We start from the raw sequence: 20,398 nt of genomic DNA, 5'->3' as shown, positions 1-20,398 counted from the left end.
TCCAAAACCCCTTCGGGCCAAAAGTGTTACCCATGTCTCCGGTATAAACCGTAACCTATGTGTCCGGAACGGACCAAAGAGGTGTGGCTGGGGAACCTGGATTCGAACCAGGACTAACGGAGTCAGAGTCCGTGGGTCTACCGTTAACCTATTCCCCAGCAGGCGCGGTCATGGATCGCGCGGGCTGAGCGGCTGAGCCGCTTGAGCGCTGCCTTGTAGCCGCCAGTGGAAAATAGTCAAGTCTGCTTTGCGGTTCAATTGCCAGCTTTTATCACCGGTTCCGAAGCCAGCTTTTCCGGTGGCGCGAACCTCCAGGCCTCAGCTCTCCTTGCGGCTGAACTGCGAGCGTTCGAAGAACAGCACGATGCCCAGGCCCAGAAACAGCGGGACGATGAGATAAAACAGCCGGAACACCAGCAGCGCCGCCACCACGCCGACCGGGTCCATGTCGGAAAGCCCGGCCAGGAACACCACCTCGAACACGCCGAGGCCGCCTGGCGCGTGCGAGATCTGGGCGACCGAGAAGGAGACCAGGAAGACGCCCAGCACGACGAAATAGCCGGGATTGTGCACCTCGGGCAGGGCGAAGAAGATGATCGCCGCGGCCGCGAGCAGCTCGATCGGGCCGATCAGCAACTGCCTGGCGACGATCGGCAGCGCCGGATAGTGCAACTGAAACCCGGCGATCCTCAGCGGGCGCAGGTGCAGCCAACTGCCGAATACATAGGCTGCGATGAGGACCAGCATCGCAATGCCTGCCGCCTCCGACAGGCCGTGATGGGCAATGCCGGAAAAGCGGTCGATGATCCGCGGCTCGAACACCAGCACAAGGCCGGAGACCAGTAACGTCGACAGCACGAAGGTTATCCAGCAGATCGCCACCAGCACGCCGACTTCCTGGCCGGTCAGCCCCCTTGTGCCGTAGGCACGGTAGCGAATGACGGCGCCGGAGAACACCGAGCCGCCGATATTGTGCGACAGCGCGTAGGTGGTGAAGGAGCAGAGTGTCACGAACAGCCACGACACCTTTTTGCCAATATGCAGCAGCGCGATGTGATCGTAGCCGGCGAGCGCGGCATAGGCGACGACCGAGCTCAAGCCCGCCAGCATCCAGCCACGAGTTGGAATGGCCGCCAGCCCGTCCCAGACGTCGTCGAGCGAGATGCCGCGCAATTCATGCCAGAGCAGCAGCAGCGAGAAGATCACCGCGCCGATGCCGACGACCGGCCAGAAATAGCGTTTCCAGTTCATTGCCCGACTGCCATGCGTTGCGTATCCGCTTCCTTTCCGTCGAGAGGCCGTCCGCCCCGGATTTCCCATTCATTTCAGAGATGCCTCATTGAAGCCGGCTATTCAACCGCGAACACTTGTCGCGCCTGACGCCGTCCCTGTTTGCCGCGCGCCGCGACGGTGTTTCGCTACCAGCCCAGCCTTGCCGGTACATTACGCCAGTGCAAAAACAGGCCCGCGCACCCAGCCGGCAAAATTCAGCATGCGGCTCTTGGTGATCGGGCACGGCGCTGTTAGTCTGGCGGCAACTTGAAACATGCCAAAGCGCCTGCTGCGTCCGTCACCGGTTCGCGCGGCGCCGGAAGGAACGACAGTGGAAGACCGCGACACCGGCGCAGGCGCGCCGGAGGTGGGCGCGTCCAGCGCTTCCCTGGGGCCATCAGGCCCGGGGACAGCCGGTTGGCAGCAACGCCGCCCGACGGAGCCTCGCTCCGTGAATGGGCAGGCTGGCGACGCGACCCAGAAGGGCAAGCCCAAGAAACGGCGCAAGCGAAGGCGTGGACGCAAGGTTTTTGCGCGCGACGAGGCGCGCCCAGGGGACAATCAATCGCCGGTGCAAGGCAAGGCTCATGTTGCGGTGGTGGATTTGAAGCCTGTTGCCGCGGCGACAATCTCGCCCGCCGCTTCATTGCCTCGCCCCGAACAAGGCCACCGCCGGCCGCCGGTGCACGAGCTTCCCGTCTTCGCCGCGCTGGACCTCGGCACCAACAATTGCCGGCTGCTGGTCGCCGTTCCCACGCGTCATGGCCAGTTTCGCGTCATCGATGCCTTCTCGCGCATCGTCAGGCTGGGCGAGGGGCTCACCGCCAATGGCCGGCTCGGTCAGCCGGCGATGGACCGCGCGGTCGAGGCGCTGAAGGTCTGCGGCGATAAATTGCGCGGCCGCAAGATCAGGAAAGCAAGGCTGATCGCCACCGAAGCCTGCCGCACCGCCGAAAACGGCGTGGAGTTCCTCGATCGCGTCGAACGCGAGGCTGGCCTGAAGCTCGAGATCATCGACCGCCAGACCGAAGCCCGCCTCGCGGTTTCCGGCTGCGGTTCGCTGGTCGAGCGCGACACGCAGGGCGTCGTCCTGTTCGACATCGGTGGCGGGTCTTCCGAGATCGCGCTGATCGATCTCACCGGCCGCCGTTCGCCGCGGCTGGCCAATCACATCGTCTCGTGGACCTCGCTGCCGGTCGGCGTCGTCTCGTTGGCGGAACGCTTTGGCGGCCGCACCGTGACGCGCGAGATATTCACCGCCATGGTCGACGACGTCGCCGGCAGGCTGGCCGCTTTCGATGGCCGCGATCGGTTGAGCCATCTCACGGCCAGCCCGAATTTCCATCTGCTGGGCACTTCGGGTACGGTGACGACGCTGGCCGGCGTCCATCTCGACCTCGAACGCTACGACCGCCGACGGGTCGACGGCCTGTGGATGGACCGCGACAGCGTCGACCGCATGGTGGAGAAACTGGTCGGCTGGGATTTCCAGCAGCGCTGCGCCAACCCATGCATCGGCACCGACCGCGCCGATCTCGTGCTGGCCGGTTGTGCCATCCTCGAAGCGATTCGCGCCGTCTGGCCCTCGGAGAGGCTGCGCGTCGCCGACCGGGGCTTGCGCGAAGGAATATTGAGTGAGCTGATGGCCGATGACGGCGTCTGGCGCAATGACGGGCGTGCCCGGGCATCATGATCATGCTCAAACAAGAAATCAGGCAATGACGAAGAAACCAGAAAAGCCAGGATCCGCCAGCATTCGCGTGCTGAAGACGCGGATCAAAAAGAAAAGCGGCCTGAAGGAATCGTCGCGCCGCTGGCTGCAGCGCCACATCAACGATCCCTATGTCCAGCGCTCCAAGGCCGACGGCTATCGCTCGCGCGCGGCCTACAAGCTGATCGAGATCGACGACAAGCACCACCTCTTGAAGCCCGGCATGAAAGTAATCGATCTGGGTGCCGCCCCCGGCGGCTGGTGCCAGGTCGCGGCCGCGCGCACGAAATCGACGGCCGAAAACCCGCATGTCATCGGCATCGATTATCTCGAAATGGACGCCGTGCCCGGTGCGCCGGTGCTGCTGATGGATTTCCTGGACGCCGACGCGCCGCAAAGGCTGGCCGAGGCGCTGGGCGGGGATCCGGATGTCGTGCTGTCCGACATGGCGGCGCCGACCACCGGCCACAAGCGGACCGACCATATCCGCACCATGCATCTGTGCGAGGTGGCGGCCGATTTCGCGCTCTCGGTCCTCAAGCCGGGCGGCCATTTCCTCGCCAAGACCTTCCAGGGCGGCGCCGAAAATGAGTTGCTCTCGATGCTCAAGAAGAATTTCCGCTCCGTCCATCACGTCAAGCCGCCGGCCTCACGCGATGAATCAGTGGAGCTCTATCTGTTGGCCAAGGATTTTAAGGGGCGAGAGTCCGGTCCGCCGCCAGGCGGATCGGAACGTCCAGTGGACGTTCCGAAGGACTCGAGCGCCCCGAGCCATAGCGAAGGGCCGGGGGACGCCGACGGCTGAAAGGCCAGCTCCCCGCCGGTCCGCCGCCAGGCGGATCGGAACGTCCAGTGGACGTTCCGAAGGACTCGAGCGCCCGGAGCCATGGCGAACGGCCGGGGACGCCGCGGCTGATCGCTCTACGGCGACTTATCACTCTCCCGGCGATCTGACGGGTTCCAGCGTCTTCGGCGTCGTCAGCCGGCCATGGCCGGAGACGGCGTTACCGGCGTCGGGCGCCATCCGCATGAACGACAGCGACGCCGCCGCCGACACCGCCGCCACGATGAAGAAGGCGGTATGGAAGTCGCGCAGCGTCAGCGGGCCGCCATGGATCGAGGTCGAGACTTCCAGAATGCCGCCGGCGAGCGCCACGCCGAGCGCGATCGAGAGCTGCTGGAACACCGCCGTGATCGGCGTTGCCTTGCTGGTATCCTCGGCCGACACCTCGGCATAGGAGAGCGCGTTGACGCCGGTGAAGAACATCGAGCGGATGAAGCCGCCGACCAGCAATATGGCCAGCATCAGCGCGTAAGGTGTTTCGGGGGTGAAGAGGCCGTAGATGGCGATCGATGCGGCGGCGACCAGCGAGCCGACGATCAGCACGCGGCGAAAGCCGACAACGCGGAAGATCAGCGCAGTGACGAATTTCATACCAATGGCGCCGATCGCCGAGACAAAGGTGATCATGCCGGACTGGAACGGTGTCAGCCCGAAACCGATCTGGAACATCAGCGGCAAAAGGAACGGCACGGCGCCGATGCCGATGCGAAACAGCGAGCCGCCAAGCACCGACGAGCGGAACACCTGGTTACGGAACAGTTCGAGCGCCAGCAGCGGATTTTTGGCGCGGCGCGCATGCATGAGGTAGAGCGCGCCCGACAGCAGTCCCACGGCGATCGTGATGAAGCCGGTCGCCGGCGGCAGATAAGGCAGGCTGACCACAGACAGGCCAAAGACGACGCCTGAAGCGGCCAGCCCGCTCAGGACGAAACCGACGAAATCGAGCGGCGGCGTCTCGGTTGCCTCGGTTTCCGGCAGGAAGCGAGTGGCAAGCCAAATGCCGATCAGGCCGATCGGGACGTTGATCAGAAAGATCCAGTGCCAGGTGAAGTAGGTGGTGATGAAGCCGCCGATCGGCGGACCCACCAGCGGCCCGACCAGCGCGGGAACGGTCAGCCACGACATGGCGGCGACCAGTTCGCTCTTGGGCGTGGCGCGCACCAGAACCAGGCGCCCGACCGGGGTCATCATGGCGCCGCCAATGCCTTGCAGGAAACGCGCGACTACGAAGGCGGGCAGCGAACCGGAGAGGGCGCACGCCACCGAACCTGCAATGAACACTGCAATCGCGGCACGAAAGATGGTCTTGGCGCCGAAGCGGTCGGCCATCCAGCCGCTGATTGGAATGAAGATCGCCAGCGACACCAGATAGGCCGTCAGCGCCAGTTTGAGCGCGATCGGGCTGGTGTGGATGTCGATGGCGATCGCCGGCAGCGATGTCGCGATGACGGTCGAATCCATGTTTTCCATGAAGAGAGCGACCGCCAATATGAGCGGAATGGTGCGGTTCACAAGACGCGTCCGGACTGATTCTCTGTGTCGTCGGCTGGGGCAAGCCGGCACGCAGGGCGGTTATCACGGCCAGAGGGTGATGTCGTGTTAAATTGCTGTCACTTTTGTGCGACTGCAAGGATGCGGCCTTTCGCTTTGGCATGCCCCATGCCGGCAGAGATCCCTGCCAGGCAAGGGACACCTTGCATGGAACGACACACATCATTATTGTAGTGAATATAACTACTATGGGAACATTGCCATGGAAAAAGGTGTTTCGGCGGCCGATGCCAATCGCAGGTTTTCTCTCCTACTGCGCGGCGTTCGCGAAGGACAAAGCTACGTGGTGACCAGTCACGGGCGTCCGGTCGCTCGGATCGTGCCCGCGGATCATCAGGAGGGTGTGGCTGCCCGATCGCGCGCGGCGTTGTTGTCGCGCCTTGAGCGCCAGCCTGTCATGAATGCCGGGCAGTGGACGCGCGATGAGCTTTATGAGGACGAGCATTGAAGATCGCGCTCGATACGAATATCCTTGCTTACGCGGAAGGGGTGAACGGTGCGGAGAAGCGCGACATCGTTCTCGAATTGCTGCGCGATCTCCGGCAAGATGACGCGGTTATTCCTGTTCAGGTTCTTGGTGAACTCTTCAACGTTTTGGTCCGCAAAGCAGGAAGACCGCCCCTGGAGGCACGGGATGCCCTTCTGAGCTGGAGCGACGCATTTTCCGTTGCCGCGACGACGCAGGACGTGATGATGATGGCCGCTGATCTGGCTACCGATCATCGACTCAGCATTTGGGACTCGGTCATTCTCTCCACGGCCTCGCAAGCTGGCTGTCGGCTGCTGGTCTCGGAAGATCTGCAAGACGGCTTCACATGGGGCGCGGTCACTGTCGTCAGTCCTTTCGCAGCGCCGCGTCACCCATTGCTTGATGCTCTAGCGGGGAAGTCTGGCGACTAGAACGCGGAACGACGCAACGATCGGCTTTTCATCCGTCCCGCGACGTGTTACCAGCCACCGCCAATCCTGAAAGGGAATAACGAGTCGGCGCTGTCCATTCCGGTCCAGCGCTTTTTCGCATTCAAAGGGCTGGCCATGGCAAAAATCATCGAAACGTCCACCGGCGCACTGGCGCTGACCTTTGACGACGTGCTTTTGCAGCCCGGTCATTCCGAGGTCATGCCCGGCCAGACCGACATCCGCACTCGCATCGCCGGCGACATCGACCTCAACGTGCCGATCCTGTCGGCGGCGATGGACACGGTCACCGAGGCAAGGCTTGCCATCGCCATGGCGCAGGCCGGCGGCATCGGCGTCATCCATCGCAATTTCTCGCCCGCCGAACAGGCCGAGCAGGTGCGGCAGGTCAAGAAATTCGAATCCGGCATGGTGGTCAACCCGGTCACGATCGGGCCCGACGCCACGCTCGCCGACGCATTGTCGCTGATGCGCACCTATTCGATCTCGGGCATTCCGGTGGTCGAGAATGGCGGCGCCGGTGGCCACAAGACCGGCCGGCTGGTCGGCATCCTGACCAACCGCGATGTGCGCTTCGCTTCCGATCCGGCGCAAAAGGTCTACGAATTGATGACCCGTGAGAACCTGATCACGGTCAAGGAGAACGTCGACCAGGACGAGGCCAAGCGGCTTCTGCACCAGCACCGCATCGAGAAGTTGGTGGTGGTCGACAAAACGGGCAATTGCGTCGGGCTGATCACCGTCAAGGACATCGAGAAGTCGCAGCTCAACCCGCACGCCACCAAGGATGCGCAGGGGCGCCTGCGCGCCGCGGCCGCCACCAGCGTCGGTGATGACGGCTTCGAGCGCGCCGAGCGTCTTATCGAGGCCGGCGTCGATCTTTTGGTGATCGACACAGCGCATGGCCACTCGCAGCGCGTGCTGGACGCGGTGACGCGGGCGAAGAAGCTTTCCAATTCCGTGCGAATCCTGGCCGGCAACGTCGCCACCGCGGAAGGCACGCGGGCGCTGATCGACGCCGGCGCCGACGCCGTCAAGGTCGGCATTGGTCCGGGCTCCATCTGCACCACCCGCATTGTGGCCGGGGTCGGCGTTCCCCAGCTTTCGGCCATCATGTCGGCGGTCGAGACGGCGCACAAATCAGGCGCCTCGGTGATCGCCGACGGCGGCATCAAATATTCCGGCGATCTCGCCAAGGCACTCGCCGCCGGCGCCAGTGCCGCCATGATCGGCTCGCTGCTTGCCGGAACCGACGAAAGCCCGGGCGAGGTCTATCTGCACCAGGGCCGCTCCTTCAAGGCCTATCGCGGCATGGGCTCGGTCGGCGCCATGGCGCGGGGCTCCGCCGATCGCTACTTCCAGGCCGAGGTGCGCGACACGCTGAAACTGGTGCCGGAAGGCATTGAAGGGCAGGTTCCCTATAAAGGACCTGTGTCTGGCGTGCTGCACCAGCTTGCGGGCGGGCTGAAAGCCGCTATGGGTTATGTTGGTGGCCGCGACCTTGCCGATTTCCGCGACCGCGCCACCTTTGTGCGCATATCCAACGCCGGACTTCGTGAAAGCCACGCCCATGACGTCACGATTACCCGCGAAAGCCCCAACTATCCCGGCGGAGCCTGATTCTTCCGGGCTTTGGGCGAACTTGACCGCCATGGTGCTGCGCTTGTCGCGCCATGTCGGGGCGCTCTGCTTCCTCTCGGTGGCGGTTTTTGTCGCCATGACGGGGATGGAGTTCTTCTATTTTCGTCGACTGAGCGGGGGCCTGGCTTCGCTCGACATGCGTTATTTCGGATTCACGCCCGACGAAGGCATGGCCTGGCTGACGGCGCTTGGCCGGCGCGGCAGCGAGATCATCCTGGTCTGGCACTACCTGACCTTCGATCTTCTGTTTCCGACGCTGTTGTCGCTGACGCTGGTCAGCCTGATCCTGGCAACTGGCCGGCGCCTGAAGAATTTCCGCGTGCTGCCGGCGCAGATGCAGGCGGTCTTCGCGCTGATCCTGGTGCTGCCCTATACGCTCGCCGACTACGCCCAGAACATCGCCGTGGCGCGCCTTCTGTCCGATTTCCTCTACGCCAACCCGGACTCGCTGTCCTTTGCCTCGGCGTTGATCGTCACCAAATTCGCGCTTCTCGCCGTCCCGGTCATCGTCATTGCCGCTTTCTGGCTGGCAGGCCAAAGACGTCGGAGTTGAAGCGGAGCAGGGCAGGGGCGGCTTCATGAACCAGACCACGATCTTCTGGCCTGTGCTGGCTCATGTGCTGCTGATCTACATCGTCTATATCGTCATGGGCCGGCGCCGCTATGTTGCTGTCAAGTCGGGTGAAGCCAAGGTCGGCCAGTACAAGGTTCGTTCGACCGAGCCGGCCTCTACTGTCACCGTCGCGAACAATTTGATCAACCAATTCGAACTGCCGGTGCTTTTTTACGTGCTGTGCCTGACACTGCACATGACCAACGGCGTCAATTACATCACCCTCGCACTGATGTGGATTTTTGTCGCGTCGCGCTATTTTCACGCCTGGTTTCACCTGACCAGCAACAAGCTGCTGGTGCGCAACCGCTCCTTCGTGCTGGGCGCGGTGGTGCTGGCGCTGGGCTGGATCTGGCTGGGCCTGCACTTGCTCGCGATCGTATGAGTTGCGCCAATCACCTTCTCCAAAAGGGAAGGGGGAAAGGCCGGCGCCTATAGATCGAACACCGCGATCTTGCGATTGTCGAACTTGATGCCGATCTCGCCGCGTACCAGCTTCAGCGCGTGTTCGCCGAACACGGCGCGCCGCCATCCTTGCAGCGCGGGCACATCGGCATCCTCGCCCTCGGCGGCGATGCGATCGATGTCATCGCTGGAGGCCAGCACCTTCGAGGCGACGCCCTGTTTTTCGGCGACGATCCTGAGCAGCACCTTCAACAGTTCCGCGGCCGCATTCGAGCCCTCGGGCGGCTGGAAGTTTTTCGGCAGTTTCGGCATCTGCTCCTTGGGCAGGGCGAGCGCGGTGTTGACCGCGCCGAGCAATGCCGTCGCTGTCGAGGAGCGTTCCCAGCCTTTTGGCGTGGTGCGCAGCTTGGCAAGGGCTGGCGCATCGCGCGGTCCTTGCTGCGCGATCTCGTAGATCGCGTCGTCCTTGAGCACACGGCCGCGCGGCACGTCGCGCTCGCGCGCCTCGCGTTCGCGCCATGCCGCCACGGCCTGCACGATCGCCAGTTCCTGGGGCTTGCGAAGCCGCATCTTCAGCCGCTTCCAGGCATCCTCGGGGTGCGGATCGTAGGTCTCGCGCGAGGTCAGGACATCCATCTCCTCATTCAGCCAGTGGGCGCGGTTTTCCCGCGCCAGCTCGGCGTTGAGGTGCTGATAGACCTCGATCAGATGGGTGACGTCGGCCAGCGCGTAATCAAGCTGCTTGTCGGACAGCGGCCGATGGCGCCAGTCGGTGAAGCGCGACGACTTGTCGAGCCGCGCCCCGGTGATGCGCTGTACCAGCTGATCGTAGGAAACGCTGTCGCCGAAGCCGCAGACCATCGCCGCCACCTGGGTATCGAACACGGGGTGCGGAACGAGGTCGCCGAGATGGACGATGATTTCGATGTCCTGGCGCGCCGCATGGAAGACTTTGACCACCGCCTCGTTGGCCATCAGCCTGAAGAAGGGAGCCAGGTCGATGTCAGGTGACAGCGGATCGATCAGCGCGGTCACGCCGGGCGCGGCCATCTGGATCAGGCACAGGATTGGCCAGAAGGTCGTTTCGCGGATGAATTCGGTGTCGACGGTGACGAAATCCGACTTTTCGAAAGCGGCGAGAACGGTCTCGAGTTCTTTCTGGGTGGTGATGACGTGCATCAAATCGCTTTTGGCAGGAGTAGGGTCTTCCTAGATTTCAGCCGGGAAGGCTTTCGTCAAGCTGTGGCGCCACCGTCACGGCCCTTCCGGACTGTCTGGATCACTATTTCTCCTCGCCAGCCGTGCGAAAATGGTCGACGTGCGCAACAGCGCCGTGAAGCGGCTGCGCTTGCCCGCCGGTACTCCAGAGCGTGCCTGCATGCGGTAGAGGATGACGGCAATGAAGATCGCGTAGACCACGGCGCTGAAGACGAACAGCGCGCTTGGCCCGAAATACTGCATCGCGGTCGAGGCCGCGAAAGGGCCGCCAATAGCGCCGAAGGAGTAGAACAGCATCAGGGCGGCGTTGATCAGCACGAACTCGCCGGCATCCGCGCGGTCGTTGGAATGTGCCGCCGACAGCGAATACAGCGGCATGGCGAAACAGCCGAAGATAAAGATGATGATGAAGTTGAGCAGCGGGTTGCTGCCGGCGATGAACACCAGCGCCAGAGCCGAAAGCATCGCGCAGCAGGTCGTCATCAGCAGCACCCGGCGCCGATCCCAGCGGTCGGAGAGGTAACCGAGCGGATACTGGATGATGGCGCCGCCGAAAATGCCGACGCTGACGAAGGTGACGACATCGCCGACCGACATGCCGATCTGCTCCGCATAGACCGGCGACAAGGTGCGAAAGGCACTGTTGGTGACGCCGACGGCGATGCAGCCAAAGCAGCCCAGAGGCGAAATCCGCCAGACGCGGGCCAGATCGAGCTTGACCTCTTCCGGCGGCGTCGGGTTGGAGCGGTCGCCGAGCGAGACCGGCACCAACGACAGCGTGATCATGATCGACATGATTGCGAAGATGGTGAAGCCACCGGCGCCGAAGACGGGAATCAGGAACTGGGCTGATGTCACCGATCCGGTATCGACCATCCGGTAGATCGCCAGCACGCGGGCGCGGTCGCGGTTAGTGACGCCGGAATTCAGCCAGCTTTCGACGATGGTGAACAATCCGGCGAAACAGAAGCCGCCGGCAAAGCGCACCGCGCACCACATCACCGGATCGACAACCAGCACGAGCAGCAAGGTGCCGACGGAGGCGATCGCCGCCAGCGCCGAAAACGCCCTGATATGGCCCACAGCCTTCATGATGCGGGTGATGGCCAGGCAGCCGAGCAGGAAGCCGGCGAAATAGAAGGTGCCCATCAGGCCGATGTCGGAAGCCGAAAACCCTTCCTGCGCGCCACGCAGCGCGATCAGCGTGCTCTGCAGCCCATTGCCGCCGAGGAGGATGCCTGCGGCGAGAAGAAGCGGGATCAGGGGACGGATGGAGGACATAAGGAATACAGCCGCTCATCGTTGATCCTTTTTGGACCATCGTCTCCGTCGATGCCAGCGGCATTTGCCAATGAAAAGGCAGCAAGGCCTCGGCCCGAATTCAGCTCGGGGGATGAAACAGATGTCGATGGCGACCGGCAGCGCCGGTTAATCGGTCAGAGTATCAATCGACGCGCTCAAAAGTGTCTAGGCTGGTCCCGAAGGCGCGCCATGTTCCAACCGTGGTCAGCTTTGCGGGCTCACCCTCGGCATCGGCTGAAAGAGCCAGGCCAGCCACTGTGTGCCATAACATCTCGATCTTGCCGTCTCGAAAAATGCCGGTATAGCTGACCGCCGCCGGCCCCGTCTTTCCTAACGCCGCGGAAGTAAAGCCGATCACATCTCCATGAGCGGCCCCGTGAAGAGGCACTTCCATCCCGGAAAAGCTGCTGTCGGGCAACGCTGTCTTGAAGACACCGCGGATCAAACCCTCACTATCGTCCTCGATAATTACAACCGAACCGTATTGATTGCGCCAAGTGCCCTTCCAGGAAAACATGTTTGCCTCCTCTCAGTCCATCATGCGCTAACGTGAGAGGCGGTTTACCGTTCCGCCACATGAACGGCCATAAATTGAAAGCCGAAGTTCCAAGCTGAGAGATCGCCCCCTCCGTCCCTTTGCCTTGACAAACCATGCCTCTCATGCGCTTTTCGCGCAAATTTTGGGCCGGGCTGCGATGCTTTGGCCCGCAACTCACAATCCCGGACTTTTATCCATGACCATGCACCGTTACCGCAGCCATACCTGTGCCCAGTTGCGAAAGAGCGACGTCGGCAATTCCGTTCGCCTGTCGGGTTGGGTGCATCGCGTGCGCGACCATGGCGGCCTGCTGTTCATCGACCTGCGCGACCATTACGGCCTGACCCAGATCGTCGCCGATCCCGATTCGCCCGCCTTCAAGGTCGCCGAGACCTTGCGCGGCGAGTGGGTGATCCGCGTCGATGGCGAGGTCAAGGCGCGCTTGCCCGAGACGGTCAACGCCAATTTGCCGACCGGCGAGATCGAGATTTTCGCCCGCGAGATCGAGGTGTTGTCGGCGGCCAAGGAATTGCCGCTGCCGGTGTTCGGCGAGCCCGATTATCCCGAGGACATCAGGCTGAAATACCGCTTCCTCGACCTGCGCCGCGAGACACTGCACAAGAACATCGTGGCGCGCACGAAGATCATCGCCGAGATGCGCAAGCGCATGGGCGAGGTCGGCTTCACCGAATTCTCGACGCCGATCTTGACCGCGTCGTCGCCGGAAGGCGCGCGCGACTTCCTGGTGCCGTCGCGCATCCATCCCGGCACCTTCTACGCGCTGCCGCAGGCGCCGCAGCAATACAAGCAGCTGATCATGGTGTCGGGCTTCGACCGCTACTTCCAGATCGCGCCCTGCTTCCGTGACGAGGACCCGCGCGCCGACCGCCTACCCGGCGAATTCTACCAGCTCGACCTCGAAATGAGTTTCGTCGAGCAGGACGACGTGCTGTCGACCATGGAACCGGTGATGCGCGGCGTCTTCGAGACCTTCGCCAACGGCAAGCCGGTGACGCAGAAATTCCAGCGCATCCCCTATGATGTCGCCATGCGCAAATACGGCTCCGACAAGCCGGACTTGCGCAACCCGATCGAGATGCAAGCCGTCTCCGACCATTTTCGCGATTCCGGCTTCAAGGTGTTCGCCAACATCCTGGCCAACGATCCGAAGGCCGAGGTGTGGGGCATTCCGGCAAAGACCGGCGGCAGCCGCGCCTTTTGCGACCGCATGAATAGCTGGGCGCAAGGCGAGGGCCAGCCGGGCCTGGGCTACATCTTCTGGCGCAAGGAAGGCGACAAGCTCGAAGGCGCCGGCCCGCTCGCCAAGAACATCGGCGAGGAACGTACCGAGGCGATCCGCTTGCAACTCGGTCTTGCCGACGGCGACGCCGCTTTCTTTGTCGCCGGTGATCCGAAGAAGTTCGTGTCGTTCGCCGGCGCGGCGCGCACCCGTGCCGGCGAGGAGCTGAACCTCGTCGACCGCGAACGCTTCGAACTGTGCTGGATCGTGGACTTCCCGTTCTTCGAATGGAACGAGGAGGAGAAGAAGATCGACTTCGCCCACAACCCGTTCTCGATGCCGCAGGGTGGCATCGATGCGCTGAACGGCGAGGATCTGCTCGGCATCAAGGCCTTCCAGTACGACATGGTCTGCAACGGTTTCGAGATCGCCAGTGGCGGTATCCGCAACCATCTGCCCGAAACCATGGTCAAGGCGTTCGAGACGGTCGGGCTCGACCGCGCCACGGTCGAGGAGCGCTTTGGCGGCCTCTACCGTGCCTTCCAGTATGGCGCGCCGCCGCATGGCGGCATGGCCGCCGGCGTCGACCGCGTCGTCATGCTGCTGGTCGGGGCGAAGAACCTGCGCGAGATCACCATGTTCCCGATGAACCAGCAGGCTTACGACCTGTTGATGAACGCGCCGTCGGAAGCCTCGCCGCAGCAGCTTCGCGATTTGGCGCTGCGGGTAGCGCCGGTGAAGAAGGACTGACGGGTGCAACTGCCCTTTCTCCCCGTCACTATACGGGGAGAAATGTCCGGCAGGACAATGAGGGGCAGCGCGGATGCTGGGGATTTGCGAGCGATCGTAGCAGCCGAGGCCTTCTGACAGGCAATCGTTTCAGACTGGAATTCATATTCGCAAGCGTCGGCGCTGCCCCTCATCCGCCTGCCGGCACCTTCTCCCCGTATAGTGACGGGGAGAAGGCAGCTAATTCGATCAGTCCTCGTTCGCCTTGACGCTGACGCCGAGCGTCTTCGGCAGGTCGAGCGGGTTGGACATGGCGCCCGCCATGATCAGCGCGAACGGCACCGATGCCGGCGGCTCGGCCGAGATTTCGAGGCTCTTCGGATCGTCGAGATATTTGCTGACAGCCGCCGTAACCTGAGCCGTCAGCTCGGGATTGTTGAGCTGCGCCATGCCGAACGGCACGATTGCCTTGGCCTGGTTGGCGATGTCCTTGGCCGACATGCCCTGCTGCTTGCCGACATAGTCCAGCACCTTGCCGGTCAGCGAATCGTCGTCGAAGCGGATCGATGCGCTGTTGAACGAAAGCTGCTGCAACAGGCCGAGCATGGCCATGCCTTGCGCTGAATTGTCGGCGCCTTCCGGCTGTGCGGCCATCTTCTTCTGCATCTCCTGCAGCGACTTGATGAAGTCGATCGTGTAGCCGCCGAGGTCGAAGGTCATGCCGAGCGTGCCGGCATTCTCGACGGATATGTCGTATTTCGACAGCTCCATCTTGCCGTCCGACGGCTGCCAGGTGCCGGCCATTTCAAGATTGCCCGAGATGTTCTGGTAGCCGAGCGCGTTGATGACCTCCTTGGACTTGGGGTCCTCGACCAGCGAGAGATCGGCCGTGAATTTCTCCGTGTTGGCGGTGAATTCCATCGCCTTGCCGTCGGCGGGCGGCGTGATCTGGATGGCAAGCCCGTCCATCGAAAAAGCGGTCTTGTCGGCGACCTTGACCGTCATGTTCGAGAGTTCAGCGGATTTGTACATCATCAGCGAGCCAAGCGGGCTGGTGGAGCCGTCGGCCGGCACCGTCATGTCGTGGATGACGAAGGGGCTGAGATCCAGGGTGACGCCGTCCTTGCTGTGTTCGAAGGCCGAGGTCGACACGGTGCCGATATCATAGCCGCCATTGGCTTCGGTGATGTTCTCGAGCTTGACGTCGCCGATCGTCAGCGCTTCCTTTTCCGCGGCCGGTTTCACGGACACGCCCTGCAGCACCATGCTGGTGTTGTCGCCGGTCACGCCGGTCCAAGAGATGTCGACGCCCTGGGCGGAGAGTGCTGCCTTCAGCCGGTCCGCGACCGCCGCGTCCTGGGCAAGGGCCGCATTCAGCGGCAGCGTGAGCAAGAAGGTCGAAAGTGCGAATTTCCGGAGAGTTGAGCGGTTGATTGTCATCGCAAGGTCCCTGAGAGTGTCCTGAAATTATTTTTCAATTCTTTGCGCCATCACCATTCCGTGACGAACTGGACGGGAAAAAGGCGTGTCCCGGCACAATGGTCGAAAATCGCGCTGAAAGGCAAACCCGATCCGAACGCTATTGGAGAATGCAGTGAATTTGGCATGAAGGTCGGGCCGCCAGCGTGCTTCGCAATAGATGCGGCATGTAACAGATTGATGTTGGCCGGCAACCTCGACCTTGCGGTTTTCTGTTGCAGAATTGCGCGCAAATCGACTGGCCCGGTGCGCGCCTCTTGCCGCGAATCACCCGCTCGGCTAGGTGCAGCCCATGGGAAAAAGGCTTTTGCCGCCTGACAATGGCGGCGGCGATCATATCGAACCGGTCGACCTGAAGAAGGCGCTGGAAGAGCGCTATCTCGCCTATGCTTTGTCGACCATCATGCACCGGGCGCTCCCGGATGTGCGCGACGGACTGAAGCCGGTCCATCGCCGCATCATGCACGCCATGCGCCTGCTGCGCCTCAATCCCGACCAGGGGTTCGCCAAATGCGCTCGTATCGTCGGCGAGGTGATGGGCAAGTTCCACCCGCATGGCGACCAGTCGATCTATGATGCGCTGGTGCGGCTGGCGCAGGATTTTTCGATGCGCTACCCCCTGGTCGACGGCCAGGGCAATTTCGGCAACATCGACGGCGATAACGCCGCCGCCATGCGCTACACCGAAGCGCGCATGACCGACGTGGCGACCGACCTGCTTGCCGGCATCACCGAGGACGCGGTCGACTATCGGCCGACCTACAATGAAGAAGACGAGGAGCCGGTCGTGCTCCCCGGTGCCTTCCCCAATCTCTTGGCCAACGGCTCGTCCGGCATCGCGGTTGGCATGGCGACCTCGATCCCGCCGCACAATGCCGCCGAGCTCTGCGACGCGGCGCTGCATCTGATCGAGCATCGTGATGCGCCGGTGGCGAAGCTGATGGATTTCGTCCAGGGTCCGGATTTTCCGACCGGCGGCATCATCGTCGACAGCCGTGCCTCGATCCTCGAAGCCTATGAGACCGGCCGCGGCGGGTTTCGCGTGCGGTCGAAATGGAACCAGGAAGACCAGGGCAGGGGCACCTGGAGCATTGTCGTCACCGAAATCCCCTATGGGGTGCAGAAGGCGCGGCTGATCGAGAAGATCGCCGAGCTGTTGATGGCCCGCAAGCTGCCGCTGCTCGAGGATATCAGGGACGAAAGCGCCGAGGACATCCGCGTCGTGCTGGTGCCGAAGAGCCGTTCGGTCGACCCAGGCATCCTGATGGAATCGCTGTTCAAGCTGACCGAGCTCGAAAGCCGTTTCCCGCTCAACATGAATGTGCTGTCGCGCGGCAAGGTGCCCAACGTGCTGTCGCTGAAGGGCGTGCTGCAGGAATGGCTGGACCACCGCCGCGACGTCCTCATCCGTCGCTCGAAATTTCGCCTCGGCGAGATCGAGAGGCGGCTGGAAATCCTTGCCGGCTACCTGATCGCCTATCTCAACATCGACGAGGTGATCAGGATCATCCGCGAGGAGGATGAGCCCAAGCAGGTCATGATGGCTCGCTGGTCGCTCACCGACACCCAGGCCGAAGCGATCCTCAACATGCGGCTGCGCGCCTTGCGCAAGCTGGAAGAATTCGAGATCCGCAAGGAATTCGACGGCCTGACAGCGGAGAAGAAGCAGATCGAGGCACTGCTGGCGTCCGATGCCAAGCAATGGTCGACCATCAAGTGGGAAGTCACTCAGGTTCGCGACAAGTTCGGTCCGGAGACCGAGCTCGGCAAGCGCCGCACGCAGTTCGCCGACGCGCCCGAGCACGACCTGACCGATATCGCGCACGCCATGATCGAGCGCGAGCCGGTCACCGTGGTGGTTTCGGAAAAAGGCTGGCTGCGGGCGATGAAGGGCCATCTGGCCGATTTTTCGACGCTGACCTTCAAGGAGGGCGACAGCCTCAAGCTCGCCTTCCATGCCCAGACGACGGACAAGGTTCTGGTCTTCACGACCGGCGGCAAGTTCTACACGATCGGCGCCGACCGGCTGCCGGGCGGCCGCGGCCATGGCGAGCCGATCCGCATCATCGTCGACATGGACAATGACCAGGACATCGTCACCGCCTTCGTCCACGATCCCAAGCGCAAGCTGCTGCTCGCCTCTTTCGACGCCAACGGCTTCATCGTTCCCGAGGAAGAGGTGGTCGCCAACACCCGCAAGGGCAAGCAGGTGATGAACGTCAAGGCGCCGGACGAGGCCAAGCGCTGCGTGCCGGTCACCGGCGATCACCTGGCCATCGTTGGCGAGAACCGCAAGATGCTGGTGTTCGCGCTCTCGGAAATTCCGGAGATGGGCCGCGGCAAGGGTGTGCGGCTGCAGAAATACAAGGACGGCGGCCTGCTCGACCTCAAGCCGTTCACGCTGGAGACCGGTCTCTCCTGGCAGGATTCGGCCGACCGTACCTTCACCCGGTCGCGCGAGGAATTGGCTGAATGGATCGGCGCCCGGGCGTCGGCGGGACGAATGGTGCCTAAGGGATTCCCAAGGACTGGGAAGTTCGGCTAGAAGCTGCCGATCTCCTCCCTCGTTGGGGAAATGGCCGGCTGGCCAGAGGAGGCGCTGTCCCGCCAGCGCATCAAATGGCTGGCTACACCTCTCGCAATTCTCGGTCCTTAAGATCAGATCAGAAGTTCACGCCCCCCTCTGTCCTGCATGAGATTCCCCACGAGGCGGAGATTGGCAGCTCCGCCATCACCATTTGGAGTATCGTCACGATTGCTGCACTATATCGGTGCATAACTGACCGGATGGGCCGGGGAGAACAGGGCGTTTGAAGGAAGCAAAGATCCAGAAGCCGGAACGGCAGCAGCGCCTCTTCGGGCTGTCCACACCGCTTCGTTCGGCCGTCATACCGCCGCTCTCGGCGGCGCGCTGGCTGCTGGTGCTGATCGTTGCCGCCGGCGTCTATTTTTTCCACGGCTTCCTGTTCCCGGTGCTGGCCGCCCTCGTTATCGCCTTCGCCAGCTGGCCGCTCTACCGACGGCTGCTGGTCGGCGTCGGCGGCAACCGAACCATCGCCGCCACATTTGCCATCCTGTTCATCCTGGCCTTCCTGGTGATACCGATCGCGCTTGCCGGCACCTACGCCATCAACGAGGTGCGCGAATGGGTCGGCTGGGCGATAGAGACCAACCGCCACGGTGCGGTGACGCCGCACTGGATCGCCACCCTGCCTGTGGTGGGTGAGTGGCTGAACGAGCAGTGGACGACCAATCTCGGCCATCCCGGCGGCATCGGCGAACTGATCCAGCTGGTCAGCGGCGCCAATATAGGCAGCATCTACCGCGGTGCGCTCGCCGCCGGCGGCAGCGCTTTCAGCCTCTTTCTGACGCTGCTGTTCATGATGATCGCCCTGTTTTTCGCCTATCGCGACGGCGAGAATTTCGCCGGCCAGATCGACCGCCTCGGCGAGCGCATCCTGCCCACCCGCTGGGAACGGATCTCGCGCGTCGTGCCGGCGACCATTTCCTCGACCGTGACCGGCATGACGGTAATCGCCATCGGCGAGGGACTGGTGCTGGGCATCGCCTACTGGCTGGCTGGTGTGCCGTCGCCGGTGACGCTCGGCGCGCTGACCGGCGTCATGGCGCTCATCCCCGGCGGTGCGCCATTGTCCTTCACATTGGTCTCGATCTACCTCGCCGCCAGCGGCTCACCGATGGCCGGCCTGGCGCTGTTCATCTGGGGCACGGTCGAGTTGTTCGTCGTCGACAAGACGTTGCGCCCCAAGCTCGTCGGCGGCCCGATAAAACTGCCCTTCCTGCCGACCTTTTTCGGCCTGATCGGCGGCGTCAAGACGATGGGGTTCCTCGGCCTTTTCATCGGTCCGGTGCTGATGGCGCTACTGGTCGCCATCTGGCGCGAGTGGCTGCGCGAGGTGGAACTGGCCGACGAGATCGTGCCGCCGAATGAAATCGAAGCCGGTCCACAAATCGAGGTCCTGCCCGAACCCAGCGTGGTCAAGAAAGCCAGCGCCTGAATCTCGACCTCTACGCCGGATGGTGTACCGCGAGGTCGCCTCGGCGCTTGCGTCCATCATGCAACTGCCAGAGCGAATGGGCGACGAGCGTGACGATCAGGATGCCGCCGCCGATCAGGCTGTTGCGGGTCGGCGTCTCGGCAAAGATCATCCATACCCAGATCGGCGCCAGCACGGTTTCGAGCAGGTAGAACATCGCCACTTCCGGTCCTGAAATGTATTTCGGCCCGGCGGCGAGGCAGAAGAACGAGATCGGCATGATGACGGCGCCGTTGAAGATGATCCACCATGGCGCGTTTACGTGAAAGCCTTCGCCGCTCACCATGAAGGCCGCCAGCCCAAGCGGCAGAACGACGCCGATCAGCGAGGTGAATCCCATATCTTTGCCGCTGGCTCGCGAGAGGGTGATGGCCACCGCGATGAAGAAAGCCGAGCACAGCGCCATGAAATCACCGAACAGCTTGCCGCTGCCAACCGAACCGCCGACGATGACCAGCACGCCGAGGATCATGACCAGCATGGCCGCGATCGTCACCGCTCCCGGCCTTTCCCGTAGGAATATCCAGGACAAGAGTGCGGCGAAGACGGTGTTGAAGGCCAGGATGAACACCAGGTCGGCGGTCGAGGTGTGGAAGACCGCGGTAACGAAGGTGATCGAGGTCAGCCCATAGCATATCGCCACGATCAGCCCGGACCAGCCGGGGATAAGCGGCGGGACATTCCGGCTCAGCGCGCGCCAGACCGACCAGATGATCATCGCGGCGATGAAGGTGGTTCCGGTTCGCAGCAAAAGGATGGTCCACGCGCCGCCATCCGCAAGGCGGATCAACGGTATGTCGACGGTCAGTATCAGTCCGCCGATGGCGGTTATCAGAAGGCCCTTCTGGTGATCATGGTGAGAGGACATGCAGGAACTTT

At 62.8% G+C, this 20,398-nt stretch carries 17 protein-coding genes and 1 tRNA gene; 10 read left to right on the top strand and 8 right to left on the bottom strand.

Annotated features, from left to right (window positions below; translation table 11 throughout):
* Positions 1–84 precede the first annotated feature (84 nt).
* Positions 85–158 (bottom strand) — tRNA-Gln (locus tag FJW04_RS29265).
* A gap of 160 nt (positions 159–318) precedes the next feature.
* Positions 319–1,251 carry a lysylphosphatidylglycerol synthase domain-containing protein gene (locus FJW04_RS29260; RefSeq protein WP_015318292.1) on the bottom strand — a complete coding sequence of 311 codons (933 nt, stop codon included), beginning with the start codon at positions 1,249–1,251 and terminating at the stop codon, positions 319–321.
* Between the two features lie 352 nt (positions 1,252–1,603).
* Between FJW04_RS29260 and FJW04_RS29255 the strand changes: the two genes are divergently transcribed.
* Together FJW04_RS29255 and FJW04_RS29250 are read left to right on the top strand one after the other, a co-directional pair.
* Entirely contained in the window at positions 1,604–2,965 is a 1,362-nt protein-coding gene (locus FJW04_RS29255) for a Ppx/GppA phosphatase family protein (RefSeq protein WP_140718272.1), read from the top strand.
* 25 nt (positions 2,966–2,990) lie between these two features.
* Positions 2,991–3,788, top strand: a complete 798-nt coding sequence (locus FJW04_RS29250) for an RlmE family RNA methyltransferase (RefSeq protein WP_015318290.1) — start codon at positions 2,991–2,993, stop codon at positions 3,786–3,788.
* Between the two features lie 129 nt (positions 3,789–3,917).
* Here FJW04_RS29250 and FJW04_RS29245 read toward each other — a convergent pair whose 3' ends face one another.
* A complete protein-coding gene (locus FJW04_RS29245; RefSeq protein ID WP_140617090.1) occupies positions 3,918–5,339 on the bottom strand; it encodes an MFS transporter in 1,422 nt (473 codons plus the stop codon).
* A gap of 241 nt (positions 5,340–5,580) precedes the next feature.
* On the opposite strand from FJW04_RS29245, the gene FJW04_RS29240 reads away from it, so the two are divergent.
* The 5 genes from FJW04_RS29240 (at position 5,581) to FJW04_RS29220 (ending at position 8,935) form a co-directional block, all read left to right on the top strand.
* Positions 5,581–5,826, top strand: a complete 246-nt coding sequence (locus FJW04_RS29240) for a type II toxin-antitoxin system prevent-host-death family antitoxin (protein WP_140617089.1) — start codon at positions 5,581–5,583, stop codon at positions 5,824–5,826.
* Entirely contained in the window at positions 5,823–6,278 is a 456-nt protein-coding gene (locus FJW04_RS29235) for a PIN domain-containing protein (RefSeq protein WP_140617088.1), read from the top strand. Before FJW04_RS29240 ends, FJW04_RS29235 begins: the two co-directional genes overlap by 4 nt.
* A gap of 135 nt (positions 6,279–6,413) precedes the next feature.
* On the top strand, positions 6,414–7,916 hold the full coding sequence (gene guaB, locus FJW04_RS29230) for an IMP dehydrogenase (protein WP_015318286.1): 1,503 nt from the start codon (positions 6,414–6,416) through the stop codon (positions 7,914–7,916).
* Positions 7,917–7,947: 31 nt separating this feature from the next.
* Positions 7,948–8,490: a hypothetical protein gene (locus tag FJW04_RS29225; protein ID WP_181173080.1), complete on the top strand. Its 543-nt coding sequence runs from the start codon at positions 7,948–7,950 to the stop codon at positions 8,488–8,490.
* A 25-nt stretch (positions 8,491–8,515) separates the two neighbouring features.
* Complete coding sequence (locus tag FJW04_RS29220) at positions 8,516–8,935, top strand: MAPEG family protein (protein WP_140718268.1); 420 nt, start codon at positions 8,516–8,518, stop codon at positions 8,933–8,935.
* Positions 8,936–8,982: 47 nt separating this feature from the next.
* Here the strand turns inward: FJW04_RS29220 and rnd are convergent, their stop codons facing one another.
* The 3 genes from rnd to FJW04_RS29205 all read right to left on the bottom strand — a co-directional run bounded on the left by rnd (position 8,983) and on the right by FJW04_RS29205 (position 11,992).
* Positions 8,983–10,134 carry a ribonuclease D gene (rnd, locus tag FJW04_RS29215; protein WP_015318283.1) on the bottom strand — a complete coding sequence of 384 codons (1,152 nt, stop codon included), beginning with the start codon at positions 10,132–10,134 and terminating at the stop codon, positions 8,983–8,985.
* 75 nt (positions 10,135–10,209) lie between these two features.
* Positions 10,210–11,454: an MFS transporter gene (locus FJW04_RS29210; RefSeq protein WP_140718265.1), complete on the bottom strand. Its 1,245-nt coding sequence runs from the start codon at positions 11,452–11,454 to the stop codon at positions 10,210–10,212.
* A gap of 163 nt (positions 11,455–11,617) precedes the next feature.
* Positions 11,618–11,992, bottom strand: a complete 375-nt coding sequence (locus FJW04_RS29205; protein ID WP_140718263.1) for an avidin/streptavidin family protein — start codon at positions 11,990–11,992, stop codon at positions 11,618–11,620.
* A 223-nt stretch (positions 11,993–12,215) separates the two neighbouring features.
* Here FJW04_RS29205 and aspS point away from each other — a divergent pair, with 223 nt between their 5' ends.
* Positions 12,216–14,003: an aspartate--tRNA ligase gene (gene aspS, locus FJW04_RS29200; RefSeq protein ID WP_181173082.1), complete on the top strand. Its 1,788-nt coding sequence runs from the start codon at positions 12,216–12,218 to the stop codon at positions 14,001–14,003.
* Between the two features lie 228 nt (positions 14,004–14,231).
* On the opposite strand, the gene FJW04_RS29195 is transcribed toward aspS, so the two are convergent.
* A complete protein-coding gene (locus FJW04_RS29195) occupies positions 14,232–15,422 on the bottom strand; it encodes a hypothetical protein (RefSeq protein ID WP_140718259.1) in 1,191 nt (396 codons plus the stop codon).
* 331 nt (positions 15,423–15,753) lie between these two features.
* Between FJW04_RS29195 and parC the strand changes: the two genes are divergently transcribed.
* Both parC and FJW04_RS29185 read left to right on the top strand, forming a co-directional pair.
* Positions 15,754–18,006 (top strand): DNA topoisomerase IV subunit A, encoded by a 2,253-nt coding sequence (gene parC / locus FJW04_RS29190; RefSeq protein WP_015318278.1) that lies wholly within the window; start codon positions 15,754–15,756, stop codon positions 18,004–18,006.
* A 265-nt stretch (positions 18,007–18,271) separates the two neighbouring features.
* On the top strand, positions 18,272–19,480 hold the full coding sequence (locus FJW04_RS29185) for an AI-2E family transporter (protein WP_015318277.1): 1,209 nt from the start codon (positions 18,272–18,274) through the stop codon (positions 19,478–19,480).
* Positions 19,481–19,490: 10 nt separating this feature from the next.
* Here the strand turns inward: FJW04_RS29185 and FJW04_RS29180 are convergent, their stop codons facing one another.
* Positions 19,491–20,387, bottom strand: coding sequence for a DMT family transporter (locus FJW04_RS29180; RefSeq protein WP_140718257.1), 897 nt, complete (start codon positions 20,385–20,387; stop codon positions 19,491–19,493).
* Positions 20,388–20,398 lie beyond the last annotated feature (11 nt).

The organism is Mesorhizobium sp. B2-7-3 (assembly GCF_006440715.1).
In the GTDB taxonomy this organism is placed as follows: domain Bacteria; phylum Pseudomonadota; class Alphaproteobacteria; order Rhizobiales; family Rhizobiaceae; genus Mesorhizobium; species Mesorhizobium australicum.
The sequence above is the reverse complement of the archived record's forward strand: the minus strand, read 5'-3'. Positions and strand labels throughout refer to the sequence as shown.

Excerpts from the sequence above, each read along its gene's own strand:
- FJW04_RS29260 (WP_015318292.1), bottom strand. The coding sequence starts at position 1,251 with ATGAACTGGAAACGCTATTTCTGGCCGGTCGTCGGCATCGGCGCGGTG.
- FJW04_RS29250 (WP_015318290.1), top strand. The coding sequence starts at position 2,991 with ATGACGAAGAAACCAGAAAAGCCAGGATCCGCCAGCATTCGCGTGCTG.
- FJW04_RS29240 (WP_140617089.1), top strand. The coding sequence starts at position 5,581 with ATGGAAAAAGGTGTTTCGGCGGCCGATGCCAATCGCAGGTTTTCTCTC.
- guaB (WP_015318286.1), top strand. The coding sequence starts at position 6,414 with ATGGCAAAAATCATCGAAACGTCCACCGGCGCACTGGCGCTGACCTTT.
- FJW04_RS29225 (WP_181173080.1), top strand. The coding sequence starts at position 7,948 with ATGGTGCTGCGCTTGTCGCGCCATGTCGGGGCGCTCTGCTTCCTCTCG.
- FJW04_RS29220 (WP_140718268.1), top strand. The coding sequence starts at position 8,516 with ATGAACCAGACCACGATCTTCTGGCCTGTGCTGGCTCATGTGCTGCTG.
- rnd (WP_015318283.1), bottom strand. The coding sequence starts at position 10,134 with ATGCACGTCATCACCACCCAGAAAGAACTCGAGACCGTTCTCGCCGCT.
- FJW04_RS29210 (WP_140718265.1), bottom strand. The coding sequence starts at position 11,454 with ATGTCCTCCATCCGTCCCCTGATCCCGCTTCTTCTCGCCGCAGGCATC.
- FJW04_RS29205 (WP_140718263.1), bottom strand. The coding sequence starts at position 11,992 with ATGTTTTCCTGGAAGGGCACTTGGCGCAATCAATACGGTTCGGTTGTA.
- aspS (WP_181173082.1), top strand. The coding sequence starts at position 12,216 with ATGCACCGTTACCGCAGCCATACCTGTGCCCAGTTGCGAAAGAGCGAC.
- FJW04_RS29195 (WP_140718259.1), bottom strand. The coding sequence starts at position 15,422 with ATGACAATCAACCGCTCAACTCTCCGGAAATTCGCACTTTCGACCTTC.
- parC (WP_015318278.1), top strand. The coding sequence starts at position 15,754 with ATGGGAAAAAGGCTTTTGCCGCCTGACAATGGCGGCGGCGATCATATC.
- FJW04_RS29180 (WP_140718257.1), bottom strand. The coding sequence starts at position 20,387 with ATGTCCTCTCACCATGATCACCAGAAGGGCCTTCTGATAACCGCCATC.